11 protein-coding genes and 3 pseudogenes are annotated in these 14,442 nt (G+C 40.6%); 7 read left to right on the forward strand and 7 right to left on the reverse strand.

From position 1 onward, the window contains the following. Window positions 1-6: 6 nt before the first annotated feature. The 7 genes and pseudogenes from HPSH112_RS00295 (at window position 7) to HPSH112_RS00330 (ending at window position 8,254) form a co-directional block, all read left to right on the forward strand. A pseudogene (locus HPSH112_RS00295) lies at window positions 7-2,444 on the forward strand (hypothetical protein). Next, on the forward strand, window positions 2,441-3,004 hold the full coding sequence (locus tag HPSH112_RS00300; RefSeq protein WP_000628956.1) for a hypothetical protein: 564 nt from the start codon (window positions 2,441-2,443) through the stop codon (window positions 3,002-3,004). Before HPSH112_RS00295 ends, HPSH112_RS00300 begins: the two are co-directional and overlap by 4 nt. Window positions 3,005-3,019: 15 nt before the next feature. Next, window positions 3,020-3,280, forward strand: coding sequence for a WXG100 family type VII secretion target (locus HPSH112_RS00305; RefSeq protein WP_000049126.1), 261 nt, complete (start codon window positions 3,020-3,022; stop codon window positions 3,278-3,280). 9 nt (window positions 3,281-3,289) lie between these two features. Then, a pseudogene (locus HPSH112_RS08135) lies at window positions 3,290-5,084 on the forward strand (HNH endonuclease). Beyond that, window positions 5,054-5,479, forward strand: coding sequence for an SMI1/KNR4 family protein (locus HPSH112_RS00320; RefSeq protein WP_000447915.1), 426 nt, complete (start codon window positions 5,054-5,056; stop codon window positions 5,477-5,479). The pseudogene HPSH112_RS08135 and the gene HPSH112_RS00320 overlap by 31 nt, the downstream one beginning before the upstream one ends. A gap of 1 nt (window position 5,480) precedes the next feature. Further along, window positions 5,481-5,831: a hypothetical protein gene (locus HPSH112_RS00325; RefSeq protein WP_000491338.1), complete on the forward strand. Its 351-nt coding sequence runs from the start codon at window positions 5,481-5,483 to the stop codon at window positions 5,829-5,831. After that, window positions 5,828-8,254, forward strand: a pseudogene (locus tag HPSH112_RS00330) (FtsK/SpoIIIE domain-containing protein). Before HPSH112_RS00325 ends, HPSH112_RS00330 begins: the two are co-directional and overlap by 4 nt. Before the next feature lie 69 nt (window positions 8,255-8,323). On the opposite strand, the gene HPSH112_RS00335 reads toward HPSH112_RS00330, so the two are convergent. From HPSH112_RS00335 to ureA, 7 genes are all read right to left on the reverse strand, one after another. After that, complete coding sequence (locus HPSH112_RS00335; protein ID WP_001099459.1) at window positions 8,324-9,121, reverse strand: urease accessory protein UreD; 798 nt, start codon at window positions 9,119-9,121, stop codon at window positions 8,324-8,326. Beyond that, the gene (ureG, locus tag HPSH112_RS00340) at window positions 9,121-9,720 is read right to left on the reverse strand and encodes an urease accessory protein UreG (RefSeq protein WP_000238747.1); all 600 of its coding nucleotides are present in this window, start codon (window positions 9,718-9,720) and stop codon (window positions 9,121-9,123) included. The genes HPSH112_RS00335 and ureG overlap by 1 nt, the downstream gene beginning before the upstream one ends. A gap of 28 nt (window positions 9,721-9,748) precedes the next feature. Beyond that, complete coding sequence (locus HPSH112_RS00345) at window positions 9,749-10,465, reverse strand: urease accessory protein UreF (RefSeq protein WP_080024735.1); 717 nt, start codon at window positions 10,463-10,465, stop codon at window positions 9,749-9,751. A 55-nt stretch (window positions 10,466-10,520) separates the two neighbouring features. Beyond that, window positions 10,521-11,033 (reverse strand): urease accessory protein UreE, encoded by a 513-nt coding sequence (gene ureE / locus HPSH112_RS00350; RefSeq protein WP_000583051.1) that lies wholly within the window; start codon window positions 11,031-11,033, stop codon window positions 10,521-10,523. A gap of 1 nt (window position 11,034) precedes the next feature. Continuing rightward, the gene (gene ureI / locus HPSH112_RS00355; RefSeq protein ID WP_000901278.1) at window positions 11,035-11,622 is read right to left on the reverse strand and encodes an acid-activated urea channel protein UreI; all 588 of its coding nucleotides are present in this window, start codon (window positions 11,620-11,622) and stop codon (window positions 11,035-11,037) included. A 192-nt stretch (window positions 11,623-11,814) separates the two neighbouring features. Next, window positions 11,815-13,524, reverse strand: coding sequence for an urease subunit beta (gene ureB, locus HPSH112_RS00360; protein ID WP_000724275.1), 1,710 nt, complete (start codon window positions 13,522-13,524; stop codon window positions 11,815-11,817). A gap of 3 nt (window positions 13,525-13,527) precedes the next feature. Continuing rightward, window positions 13,528-14,244, reverse strand: coding sequence for an urease subunit alpha (gene ureA, locus HPSH112_RS00365; RefSeq protein WP_000779238.1), 717 nt, complete (start codon window positions 14,242-14,244; stop codon window positions 13,528-13,530). Window positions 14,245-14,442 lie beyond the last annotated feature (198 nt).

Genomic DNA, 14,442 nt, shown 5'->3' on the forward strand with positions numbered 1-14,442 from the left:
AAATTCATGGTAACACCCTTACAAAGTTTAAGACTGCCTATTGGCTACCCGTTAGTAGAGATTTTGTGCAAGCTGTCTTTAAAAGATAAACCCGCATTCAATGAAGAAAGCCCGATTAACTTCAAAAAAGAAGTGTCAGAAGAAGATAAAATCAAGTTCAAGCAAGCGCTGAGAGTGCTTCATGCGATTGTTAATAATGAGGCTTCTTTAAGGTATCTTTCTGATGAGAATCAAAAATTCATAGAGGATTTAGCGCAAGCTGAAAAGATCACTAATGAGCTTGTAGAAAAAACCTTAGAAATCGTTTCTTATAGCGATGTGGATGTGGATTTTGAAGCGTTTAAAAATGTGATGCTCAATGTGGATAATAAAGCGGTATGGCTTAAGAGTTATAGTCAAAGCCAACTGCTTGATTTAGATGGAGGGCATTGGGATTTAAAGGTGCCTAGCCCATCTAAAGAAAGCGTAACCTTTAGGTTTGATAATTTACCCAAAAATCATAACGGCAAAGAAGAGAATTTCTATGCCCGTTCAAGTTTGAAAGATTTAGATAAGACTGGCATTGTCGCTATTGACTTTGGGACTAAAAGCACGACTGCAATCTATATGAATAAGAACGGAAGATACTGCTTGCTCTCTATTGGTGGGGATGTAGATGCAGATGACCCAAAAAAGGATGAAAACCCCACGATAGTAGAGTTCAGACACAAAGAAAAGTTTCTTAAAGCTTACAACGCTTTAGACCACCGCCCTTTCACAGAATGTAACGATATGCAAGTGGCGTATGAAGCCCAGAAGGAATTTACAAGACCTGAGACTAAGGGTAATGATTTGTATCGGTTTTTTTCTAAATTGAAGCAATGGGCTGGAGCGGATGAAAAACAGAATTTTAGGGATTTTAAGGAGGATTTTTCTTTAGAAAGCTTTGCTCACTGCACGGATTTTAACCCCATAGAAATCTATGCTTACTATATTGGCCGTTGCATCAACAACATGCATAATGGCGTGTTTTTGAAATACTTTTTATCCTATCCCATCAAGTATGAAAAGCATCAGGCTGAAAAAATCAGAGAGAGTTTTGAAAAAGGCTTGAGAAAATCCTTACCCAGGCATGTTTTTGACGATGACAAAACGGCTAAAATGTTCAAAGTGGAATTGAGAGCGAGCGAGCCTAGCGCGTATGCCATTAGCGCTTTAAAAAGCTATGGGTTTGATAAAACAGCAAAATTAGACAAACCCATTTATTACGGGGTGTTTGATTTTGGGGGCGGGACGACGGATTTTGACTTTGGCAAATGGGAAAAAAGCGCTAACTCTAAATTCGCTTACAAAATGACGCATTTTAGCAGTGGAGGGGATAAGTATTTAGGCGGTGAAAATTTATTGGAATTGTTGGCTTTTGAAGCGTATGGCCAAAATTTTCAAACGCTGAAAGAAAAAGACATTGTCATCGCTAAACCCAACTATGACGGAATTGATGACGCTTTGGATCTTTTATGCAAAAATCCAGAGAAGCGCGCTTGAATTTGCAAACGATTGCTTCTGAATTACGCCCTTTTTTAGAAAATTTAGACGCTCATAGCCTAGAAGCGATAGAAGAAAATGAAGAGTTTGAGATAAAAGGCTTTGAAAAGGGTTCTAAAATCACGCTGTTTGATAGGAATGGGAACGATATGCCAGAAATCGAACTCAAAATGGATTATAAAGAGCTTTTAAACCTTTTAAAAAGCAAGATAGATGAAGGCGTTGCCAACTTCTTTGCAGAATTTTCTAAAGTGATGGCTGAAAATATTGACAATCAGTGTCGGGCGTTTCATATTTTCTTAGGAGGGAATGCGAGCAAATCGGTGCTGGTCAAACAAGCGTTTGAAAACGCCAAAGAAAAGGAGCTCAAAGCTTACAAGCAAAGGACTTCTAAAGATGATTTCACATTCATTCTTTATGAGCCGCTAGGCACAGAAGCGTCAGACAAACAGATTTCAGAGCTTACAGGAAAAGATGCTGTTGAGGCTTGGGGGGGTTATGTGAAGCCCAGTTGCAAAACCGGTGTGGCTTTTGGGCTTTTAGAGAGCAGGAACAAAGCAGGCGGGATTGAAATGCCCTCTATAGACGCCAACCCTGTGTTTAAATACGATTTGGGCGTTGAAAAAGAAGGGAAATTCCACGCTAAAATCAGTCGGGATTCTTTAAAGCCTAATGAATACCAGATCTTCCAAACTAAAGAGGAATGGGGAGGCTTTGATGGGTTAGAGATACGCTACAGCGATAAAGCTCTAGCCAACACCAACGCTTTAAGCATTCACGACACGCAACTTACTTTTATAGCGTTAGAAGAGCATGAAGAAGTGGATGTGAAGGTGTGTTGCGTGGATTCACAAAGCATTAAAGTGGGGCTGTTTAAAGACGACCAATTAATCTATGAAAGCGAGGTAGAAAAACTATGATAACTAAGAACGCGTATGCGTTTGTCGTGATTGAAGAAAAAGTCATGGCGTTTAAACAAGATAAGGGGCTAATCCCTATCTTTGAAGGCTTTGTGCCTTTAAAAGAGGGCTTTTTGAAACATTTTAAAGAGCGTTGCAATTTGGAATTTTTAGAAAGCTTAGACCTTTTGTTTTTGTATGACAAGCCATCCGCGCACGAGATCTTTTCCTTGTGCAAGGAGCTGAAAAATTCCATCTGGGACAGGAAGCTTGTGGTAGCTTTAGTGGAGGCTTTAGAGGGGTTTAAGGATTGGAATTTGTCGCTCAAAATAGAAGACAAGCGTTCTAATAGCTTGGGTAATGGCGCAAAAAAATTGCTCACCAACGCTGATTTAGAGAGTTCTCATCAAAAAATAGTGATAGACAGCATGAAAACATACCACCAAAGCCAGCAAGAAAAATACAAAAGAGAAAGAGGCCAAGTAAAAGAAACGCCAGCACAGACACCCCCTAGCTATGGGGGTGGAAGCATTAGAATCAGCGGCGATAAAAAGCCTGATTCTAATGAAGAAAATTTTTAAAAGAAAGGACAACAGATGAGCAAAGTGCAAATGGATACCGAAGAGGTTAGGGAATTTGTGAATCATTTAGAACGCTTTAAAGAGTTATTGAATGATGAAGTGAATGGCTTGAGTAGCCATTTCAATAATTTGGATTCATGGCAAGACGCTAGGAGAGACAAATTTAGCGAGGTGTTAGACAACTTGAAAAGCACTTTCAACGAGTTTGATGAAGCCGCGCAAGAGCAAATCGCATGGCTTAAAGAGAGGATTAGGGTTTTAGAAGAAGATTATTAAGGATGATTTATGGCTGAATGGAAAACGGACACAGAAGAAGTCAAACAAATCGTTAAAAGATGCAGGGATTTTAAAGGATCCTTGCAAGAAGAAAAATGCGCCCAATTTATCAAAAACCTTGATGCATACGCGCGAGAAATCAAATTAGAATGCGAAAAAATTAAACTCCAATTGGAAAACGCCAAAAGAGAGTTGAGGAAAGCAAAACAGAATAAAAATAATCTTGGGTGGGTAACAAGTGGCTTGCAATTTGTAACTGGTGCAGTCTCATTTGTTTATCCTCCTGCTAGAGCTGCTGGTGCTTTGGCTGTTGCAGCCATTGGATTGGCTTCAAAATTTATGGGAGAAAACACAGAAAAATGGGAAAAAAATGTAAGATTACTAGAACAAGCACTTGAAACCTACTCTACTCAAGCTAGAGAGAGCAAGAAACTTGTGGAGGGAGCTTGGGAGAGCGTTAAAAAGATATTAGGGTTTTATACCGATAAACACCAGGAATTTATCAAGCGCTTGAACCATGCGAGTGAAGCGATAGATAACCAATACAATATCGCGTCCCCGGAAATTTTGAACGAGGGCGATTTTGAAAGCATTGTTTATAACCCTAAAAAAAGCGTTTTTGATGAGCGCTTGAAAGATTTAAGGGAAGATTTTAGCTTTTCTTTATACGCTGATTTGAAAGACAGAATTAACGCTAACTCAGATCGCGCTAAAGCGCCTAAAGATCAAGAATTGGATTTGATGAGCGGCGCGTATTCTTTTGATGAAAGCTTGAATTTAGCCAAAAAGAATTACGCTAAAAACTTCAAGGGAGCTTTACAAGATTTTACAGAAAAAATCAAAAAATCCCCTAACGATTTGAACGCTATGAACGAAGCCTTTAACCATTTAAAAACAGAGCTAGAAAGAGTTAGCACTGATGAGCGCTTAAAGGGTTTTGGGGGAAAATCTCGCTTCTTTATATGCGGATTTGAAAGATAAGATTGATCGTAACGCTTTGTCTAACGATGAATTGGATCGCATCATAGCTTTTAGGGGGCAGGAGTTTGAAAAGAATTTAGAGGATTTGATGCCAAGCTTTAGAGATGGAGCTAACTCTAACGAAGAATTAGAACGCATGGCAAGTTTTAGAGAACAAGAATTTGAAAAGAATTTAGAGAATTTGATGCCGAGTCCTTTAGGCGTGCCTTCTTTTGATGAGAGCTTGAATTTAGCCAAAAAGCATTACGCTAAAAATTTTAAGGAAGCTTTACAAGATTTTACAGAAAAAATCAAAGAATCCCCTAACGATTTGAACGCCATGAACGAAGCCTTTAATAACTTGGAAACAGAGTTAGAGCGCGCTACAGAAAATTTTAGCCAAAAAACAGTGTGCGTCTTAGAGCGGTATGAAAATTATAAGCAGCAAGCGTTGGGTTATGGCGAGTTTTTGGAAAAAGAAAAAGAGGGCTTTATTATAGATGAGCAAAACCCTTATCCGGAAGAAGTCCGCTTTAATGAGTTGCGTTTGGCGGAATTTGAGAGCGTTTTTAGCGCCATTGTGCCTTTAGAGGATTTAGATAAAACCGTATGCGCTCATCATGCCCTAAAGGCTTTAGAAGCCGCGCTTAAAAATAGGGATTTGGGCTTTGATGCGACAGAGTTGGAACAGATCGCAAAAGGTTTCATTCCTAGGGGGTATTTGTGGCATTTTGATGCGAATGTTTTAGGGAATTTGGCGTTGGTGAGAGAAGAGCTATTATTAGGCGTGAAGCGCACGAAAGGATACTCACTATGGAAACAATTCCTACAAACTCAGAACTGAATTGGGAATTTGTAGAGCCGCTCAATGACAATGCGTTGAGTGGGTTAGAAGATCAATTAAAAATGGGATTGAGCGATGCGTTTAAGGACTTTGTCAAACGATCAAACTATGGTTTTAGCCAATGGCGTTCTTTCATGGTGGGCAATAAGTCTTACACATTCAAACATGTTTTGAACTTCAATTTAGAGGGCAAGGGCTTATTTATTGATTTCATGAAAAGCTTAAAAGAATGGTTAAAGCCTGAAGAAATTATTTTCGCTAATGACGGGTATGGGGGGTATTATCTTTTGAATACGGCTAGTGGTGTGGCGCTGTTTTTAGACACTGATGATGGCTCAAAACATGCGCTGTTGCACCTTAAAATGTTTTTAAAAAAACTAGAATCAAGGGGTTAAAATGTTTTCTCATAAAGTTTATTTGGAGGGTTGCACCCTTGAATTAAGAAAGATTTGCGATGATTTTGCAGAAAATGCCATGCAAGATGATTTAGGGCAGAAGCTCAGAGATGAGGTGTTAGAAGACATGTTAAAAATCGCGCATGATTTAGAAAATTTAGAGCAAGACACGCAATACCAAAGAAGAAGAATTGATGAGCAAATTGAAGAAGCCAAGAGTTTGATGAAGAAAATTGATATGAATTTCCACTCACAGAGCGAAATTGATAAGCTTATGCGTGAAGCTAAAGAGCATGAAAAAGAAGCCAATAGACGCTATGATGAATACTTAAAATCTAAGGATAAAGAATGATTGGAATCAATACCTTGTTGCAAAAACTGGATGATGCCCTAGATAAAGTTGTCCATCAAAAAGAACCAGAGAGTTTTCTCAAGCCGATCGTTTCAGAAATAGAGGAATATCAAAAGAATATCAGGCAAATCCAAGCGCAATTCACAGACGCGCCGCAATTCAATGAAATGAAAGCTTACCCCCAATTTTTAAGCTGTGGTTTATTGGAAATTAAAGGCAAAAATGGCGCTAATATGGATTTTTGCTTGCCTAAAGTTTATCCTTTCCCCCCTAAAAGCTTGTATATAGAGCATGAAAAAGACGGGCAGTTTTTAAGAGAAATGCTCATGCGTTTGCTATCTAGCACGCCTTTAGTGCAATTAGAAGTGATCTTAGTTGATGCGCTGAGCCTAGGGGGTATTTTCAACCTGGCGCGACGGCTTTTGGACAAGGGCAATGATTTTATTTACCAGCAAAGGATTTTAACCGAAAGCAACGAAACAGAAGAAGCTCTAAAGCATTTGTATGAATATTTAAAGGTCAATTTGCAACAAAAACTAGCCGGTTATAAAGATTTCGCGCATTATAATGAAGACAAAGAGGACAAATTGCCTTTAAAAGCGCTTTTTTTAAGTGGGGTTGATGCTTTGAGTAGCGATGCGCTTTATTATCTGGAAAAAATCATGCGTTTTGGCTCTAAAAATGGGGTTTTGAGCTTTGTCAATTTGGAGAGCGAAAGTAATAAATCCGCAGAAGATTTGAAACGCTATGCGGAGTTTTTTAAAGACAGGACAAGTTTTGAGCGCTTAAAATACCTTAATGTGGAAGTGATCAATGATCATGGTATCCAATCTAGGCACATGAAAGACTTCGCTACTAAAATTAAAGCGTATTACGAGCAAAAGAAAGCAGTTAAAAGGGAGTTGAAAGACTTACAAAGAGAGCAAGAATTTTGGACTAAAAGCTCTCAGTCTAAAGTGTCTGTGCCGGTGGGGTGAGATATTAACCACAAAGAGGTGTGTTTTGAGATCGGTGAAGCGCAAAACCACACGCTCATTTGCGGGCGCAGCGGGAGCGGGAAATCCAATTTCTTGCATGGGTTGATCCAAAATCTGGCTTTCTACTACGCGCCTAATGAAGTCCAACTCTTTTTATTAGACTATAAAGAGGGGGTGGAATTTAACGCATACACAAATCCGACAATTTTAGAGCATGCGAGGCTGGTGGGCGTGGCGAGTTCGGTAGGTTTTGGCGTTAGTTTTTTAAGCTGGCTTGATAAAGAAATGAAAAAAAGAGGCGAACGGTTCAAGCAGTTTAATGTGAAAGACTTGAGCGCTTACCGAGAGCATGGCGAAATGCCCAGACTGATCGTGGTGATTGATGGATTTCAGGTGCTTTTTAGCGACAGCACCACTAAAGAAAAAGAGAGAGTGGAAGCGTATTTAACCACCATTCTCAAAAAAGGCCGTAGCTATGGCGTGCATTTAATTTTAGGCACTCAAACCATGCGCAGCTCTGGCATTACAAGCCTTATGTCTCAAATCGCCAACCGCATCGCTTTGCCTATGGATGCAGAAGACAGCGATAGTATTTTGAGTGATGATGTGGCTTGTGAGCTTGTCAGGCCAGAAGGCATTTTCAATAACAATGGGGGGCATAAAAAATACCACACCAAGATGAGTATCCCTAAAGCCCCTGATGATTTCACGCCTTTCATCAAAAAAATCCATAAAGAATTTAACCAAAGAAATCTCGCACCCATAGAGCATAGAATCTATAATGGCGAAACGCCTTTAAAAATGCCCGACACCCTTAAAGCTAATGAAATGCGTTTGCATCTGGGCAAAAAAGTGGATTATGAGCAAAAGGACTTGATAGTTGAGTTTGAAAATAGCGAATCGCATTTGTTGGTGGTGAGCCAAGATTTGAGCTCTCGCATCGCTTTGATGAAGCTCTTCGCTCAAAATTTCAAGACTGCCAACAAAGAGTTGCTCTTTTATAACGCTGAAAAACGCCTTGCGAGAGAACTTGATGAGTTGGAAAAACACCACATCACGCCCATGCAAAGCCCTTTAATGAGCGTTTTAGACACCGCCATGAACCCTAATAGCGTGCTGATGATAGACAATTTGAATGAAGCCAAAGAGTTGCATGACAAAATAGGGGTGGAAAAATTAAGATCGTTTTTAGAAAAAGCCACAGACAACGAGCAGTATTGCATCATCTTTGTGCATGACCTCAAACAAATTAATGTTAATCACAATCTTGACAAGTTAAAAGAATTGTTAAACAACCACTTCAAACAACGCCTGGCCTTTGTGTGCAATGGGGAAAATTTAAACGCTATCAGAAAAGATTTACCTTTATTAACAAACAAACTCAACGCGCACCTGATAAACACCTCTAAAGACAGCCATGCTGAATTCAGGCCCTTCAGCTTATAGGGTCAAAAAAAGGGTTAAAAAAAAGGGGGGTTAAAAAGACTAAAGGGATTTAATCTTTTTGAAGTGCTCTTAAATCTTTTGCGTGATGGTTTGCGTGATGGAACGAGCGATTTTTTCTCTTAAATGCAATAAGGGTTCTGAGCCTTTCGCTAAAGCTTTCACACATAAATGAGAACTAGCGATTTCGCTCACTGCCCCATCCACTCCTTCGTTTTCTCCAATGCATTCTCGCACACCAGAAAGCTCTATGGGGCAATTGACCAGCACCAAATTCAAATAATGCGTATAGCCATCAAACATGCACATGTTATTCAAGTTGGTGGTTTTGGGATCTAAAATCGTGTTGTCATAATAGATGGGCTTCTCATCTTGTAAAATAGAGATTTTTGTGTGCAAGCGGTTGAATTGGAACAACTCATTGCGCGCCACTCGCCCTGCGACAATGATTTCACTATAGAGCAATTGAGAGCTAGAGTGCAAAGAAATCGTGGTGTTGCCCTTAAAATGTGCGTTTTCAAAGGGGATTAACGGAAAGGGCGCAAAATCTAAAAAAGCGTTTTCCCCCACAACAATATGCATCTCTCTGCTGGCAAACCCGTCTTCAGTGTTATGGATTTTTTCAAAGGATTGCGAAGTGATCCTTAGCTTGCAGTTTGGACCGATGTTTAATTGCATATCTTGCGCATCGCCCCTCATCATGCCAGGGCTTACCGCTAAAAGCATGATTTCAGCTAAATCGTCTTTAGGGTAAAAGGGTGCCATGAGCTTAAAGGGAGGCGTGAAAAAATTGTCTTCAATCACGCACCGCCCGTCAGCCCCTATTTTGGTTTTTAACCTGAGCTTGGATTCTTGAGCGTAAGTGTTCATCAATCTTCCAATAAAGCGTTGCGCTTGATCCAAGCGATCACATCGTCTAAACCTTCTTTAGCGCGGATATTTGTAAAAATAAAGGGCTTTTCGCCGCGCATTTTTTTAGAATCCCTTTCCATGACTTTCAAGTCCGCTCCCACATAGGGGGCTAAATCAATCTTATTGATGACAAGCAAGTCTGAGCGCGTGATTCCTGGCCCGCCTTTCCTGGGGATTTTATCGCCCTCAGCCACATCAATCACAAAAATCGTAAAGTCCGCTAGCTCCGGGTTAAAAGTCGCTGAAAGGTTATCGCCTCCGCTTTCAATCAAAAGCAATTCCAAATTAGGGAAACGGCCATGCATTTCTTCTACGGCTTCTAAATTCATAGAAGCGTCTTCTCTAATAGCCGTGTGCGGACAGCCTCCCGTTTCTACACCAATGATCCTATCTCGTGGCATCACCGAATTTTTGCACATAAACTCTGCGTCTTCTTTCGTGTAAATATCATTAGTGATGACCGCCATGTCATAATCTTTTGACATGTGGCGCGTCAAAGCTTCAATCAAGGCGGTTTTACCGCTTCCTACAGGACCACAAACTCCAATTTTTACCATAAAATTCCTTTCAATTTGAGATTAAAATTCAAGACATATAAAGGCGCGAGTATAAACTCTCATGCTGCATCGCCTTAATGTCGTTTTGAACGCTTGCTACACACAAGTGGCTTTCGTCTAGTTCTAGGGTTTTTTCTATGAGCTGGTTAAAAGGGCTTTGCAAGCTCAATAAGATTTTTTGCCCGTCGTTTTGGGATAGAGGGACGCTTTTAACGCAGTTGATCACCATGTTAGAAGTTTGCGCATAAAGATAATGCCTTAAAGCCTTTTTCAATTCAATCCCCAAACTCGCCGCAAAAACGCCATAGCTAGTGGCATGGGTGGGATCTTTGGTTTTTTGAGCGTAAGCGTTGAAAAATTCGCCCATGTCTAATTCGTTCATGGCTTGTAAGGTTTTAATGAAACGATTGCCTAGCTTTTGGTTGGCTAATCGTAATTCCATGGGGCTTGTGGATAGCGTAATGATTTCTTCAATCCCTAAGATCTTTTTTAAATCTTGTTGGAGAGTGCTTTCATAGGTTAATTTCAAGCTCAGCATTTCCGTATAAAGGAACTGGCTAGAGAGATTGGCTTTTAAATATTCTAAAGCGCTTTCTTTATTAGTAACCTTTTTTTGCTGGATGTAAGTTTCTAGCCCAAAAGAATGCGTGTAAGAGCCAATGGGGAACACCGCATCATTGACTTGCAAAATCAGAAATTCATTATCCACATGAGCGTTGTTGTCTTTTGGAGTTTTTGGGGGCATGCCCACGCTTTTTTTAGTGCTTTTCACGCTTTTTCCTTCATCTGTCTGTTATTTTCTATTTCATGACCACTTTAAAATCGCTCGCTAGTGAGACCTTAAAATTAGGCTCGCTATGAGGCATGCTCACGGTTAAGCGATCTTTGGAATCCAGTTTTGAACTTAAAACATGATTTTGAACCCCTAGCTTTTCTAACAAGGCTAGTGTGGGCTTTTCAAATGGTGTTTTAAATTCAAATTGAGACTCGCCATAGTATAAAGCCGCATGGCGGTTTCCTATTTCGTAGCATATTTTAGCCACTTCTGCCACGCTCTTAGCTTGGATGTGAATGACTTCAGAATCCAAGATATTAACGGCGATAATTTCCTTCTCTTCTTTAAATAAAATGTCCCCTTGAGAGAGACCCAACTTGGGAGCGTCTTTAAGGCGTATGGCCATGTCTTTGCCTTGCCTGGTTTTAAAGCGAGCGATTTTTTTTCTCGTTTCAAACCATTCCAAATCCACATAATCCACGCTGAAATCCAAGGGGTTTAAATCCCTTAGATTGCCTATTAAACGCTCTATGATCATCTCACGCCCAGTGTTGGATAAAGAGTAACCAAGCAGGGATCCAAGCGGTTAAAATACCCTCAATGATAGCAAGCCATGGAGTGAATTTCCCTAAAGGGATTTTCAAGATGTTTTCAATGAAAGCGGTAAGCCACAAAACACCCCAAGCCAACCAAATGATCGCCCACCAATCGCCTTCAGTGATGCCTAACACTTTGTGGTCATCAAGCATATCGCTATAGTGGGATAAAATCGCAGCAGGAATCGTGTTGATCGCTACGAATAAGCTATACCAAGAGTAGGGCCTCCAATCCAAACCAAAAGTGTGGTTGATAGCCGCATACAAGTAGGTAAAACCGAACAATAACCCAGTCGCTGGCCCATAGAAGCTAGTCAAATGGTGCGATACTTGAGCAATATCTTCTGCACCTTCTACAGGGGCTGTAGGGTTGAGCGCAGAATAAGTGATGACAACCACATTACAAACAATGGAAAGCCCGCCCACAAAAAAGTTCATCACCGCAGTGCTTTTAGGATCGACTTTGGTTAATCCGCAAATCCCGTTGCTGATTAAAACAATCCCAACATATAACAATACAAGTCCTAGCATTGCCTTTTCCTTCCAAACAAAAATTTTTACAACAAACGCACCTTACGAATAACTTTTGTTGCTTGAGCTAATCATAAAGAAAAATAGTAAATTGACAAAAAATAAAAACAAAAAAAAGCCCCCAATTTTTTGATAAACAAAAAATCAGAGAGCTAAAAACTAAGGATTTAAGGAGCGTCGCTCCTAAAGATCCTAGAAAATGCTAAAGAGTTGCGCCAAGCTCACTTTATTGGCTGGTTTAGAAGTTACTTCTTTGCCATCCACGAACACATGGTAAGTTTCAGAATTGACTTCAATGTGAGCGGTAGTGTCGTTGAATTGCATGTCTTTTTTAGTGATGTTTCTGCAATTTTTTACCGGCAACACTTGTCTTTCAAGCCCTAATTCTTCTTTAATGCCTTTGTCATAAGCCGCTTGGGATACAAAAGTGATGTTTGCATCGTATTTGGCTTTACCATGATGAGCGAACATTTCTCTGTAATAAACCGGTTGTGGGGTAGGGATAGAAGCGTTCGCATCACCCATTTGACTTAACGCAATGAACCCGCCTTTGATGATCATGTTGGGTTTTACGCCAAAGAATGCTGGACTCCACAATACCAAGTCAGCCACTTTGCCCACTTCTACAGAACCTACATACTCGCTAATCCCATGAGCGATCGCTGGGTTAATGGTGTATTTAGACAAGTAGCGTTTGATCCTGAAGTTGTCGTTATCGCCTTTTTCTTCTTTCAAGCGGCCAAATTCTTTTTTGTTTTTGTCAGCTGTTTGCCAAGTTCTGGTGATAACTTCACCCACACGACCCATAGCTTGAGAGTCAGAACTAGTGATTGAGAAAATCCCCATGTCATGCAAAGTGTCTTCAGCCGCAATGGTTTGAGGGCGAATCCTTGAATCAGCGAACTGGACATCTTCTTTAATGCTTTTATCCAAGTGGTGGCACACCATAAGCATGTCCATGTGCTCTGCTTCTGTATTCACAGTGAAAGGGATAGTGGGGTTAGTGGAAGCGGGCAGAATGTTGTGTTCACCGGCCACTTTAATAATATCAGGAGCGTGTCCGCCGCCAGCGCCTTCAGTGTGGTAAGTGTGCATAGTGCGTCCGGCAATAGCTGCCATAGTGTCTTCTACACAACCGGCTTCATTCAAAGTGTCTGTGTGGATAGCGACTTGCACATCGTATTTGTCCGCAACATCTAACGCATGGTTGATTGCAGAAGGAGTTGTTCCCCAGTCTTCGTGGATTTTAAGACCAATCGCACCGGCTTCAATTTGATCGGCTAAGCTCGCATCGTTAGAAGCGTTACCTTTAGCCAAGAAACCTAAGTTCATGGAGTATTCTTCAGCCGCTCTGAGTATAAATTTTAAATTTCTTCTGCCTGGAGTGATAGTGGTTGCGTTAGTGCCATCAGCAGGGCCAGTTCCGCCACCAATCATCGTTGTTACACCGCTTGCAAAAGCTGTAGGGATTTGTTGGGGAGAGATGAAGTGGATGTGTGTGTCAATACCACCAGCAGTTACGATCAAACCTTCACCAGCTAAGGCTTCAGTAGCAGGACCCACGCTAAGATTGTTTTTAACGCCATCTTGCATGTCTTTGTTACCGCCTTTGCCAATGCCAGCGATTTTGCCATCTTTAATACCAATATCCGCTTTATAAATACCGGTATAATCCACGATTAAAGCGTTAGTGATGATTAAATCCAGTTCTTCTTTGCTGGGGTTGTTGGATTGGCTCATGCCTTCTCTTAAAGTTTTACCGCCACCGAATTTAAGCTCTTCGCCATAGATGGTGTAGTCATGTTCTACTTCAGCGATCAAGTCTGTATCGCCCAATCTCACTTTATCGCCTGTAGTAGGGCCATACATAGAAGCATATTCTTTTCTGCTAATCTTTTTCATTTCTTACTCCTTAATTGTTTTTACATAGTTGTCATCGCTTTTAGCGCCATGAAAACCACGCTCTTTAGCTCTGTGTAAAGCAATTTTTTTGCTTTCGTTGTCTGCTTGCCTATCAACCAATGCGTTAAATCCAAAGATTCTTCTGCTGCCGCCAATGTCAATCAACTCTACGGATTTTTCTTCGCCAGGTTCAAACCTTACCGCTGTCCCGCTCGCAATGTCTAAGCGTTTGCCGAAAGTTTTTTCTCTGTCAAAGTCTAAGCATCTATTCACTTCAAAGAAATGGAAGTGTGAGCCGATTTGAACCGGTCTGTCGCCAACATTTTTAACTTTCACGCTAACGGCTTTTTTGCCTTCGTTGATAGTGATGTCTTCATTTTTTAAGAACAACTCACCAGGAACTAATTTACCACTAGCCTCAATAGGGGTATGCACGGTTACGAGTTTGGTCCCATCAGGAAACATCGCTTCAATACCCACTTCATGGATCATGCTTGCCACGCCATCCATCACATCATCAGGTTTTAAAAGAGTGCGCCCTTCTTGCATCAATTCAGCCGCAGTCTTTTTACCAGCTCTCGCTTCTTCCATAATATGGGCACTAATCAAAGCTACTGCTTCCACATAGTTAAGCTTAATGCCTTTTTCTTTGCGTTTCCTAGCCAATTCTCCAGCGTAGTGGAGCATCAACTTATCTAACTCTTTTGGGGTGAGTTTCATCTCGTTCTCCTATTCTTAAAGTGTTTTCCCTTGAAGACATAACGAAATCAAGGTTGGAGTAATTGTAGCAATATTTTGATTTACTAAGATTAACAGAAGCGTTCATTAACTAATTATTATTTAAAATGAATTAGTGTTATAGTTTTGGAGTGCCATAAAAGCGTTACTTGTAGCGCGTTTAATACCTTTTGGAATCAT

The organism is Helicobacter pylori Shi112, assembly GCF_000277405.1.
GTDB lineage: Bacteria > Campylobacterota > Campylobacteria > Campylobacterales > Helicobacteraceae > Helicobacter > Helicobacter pylori_C.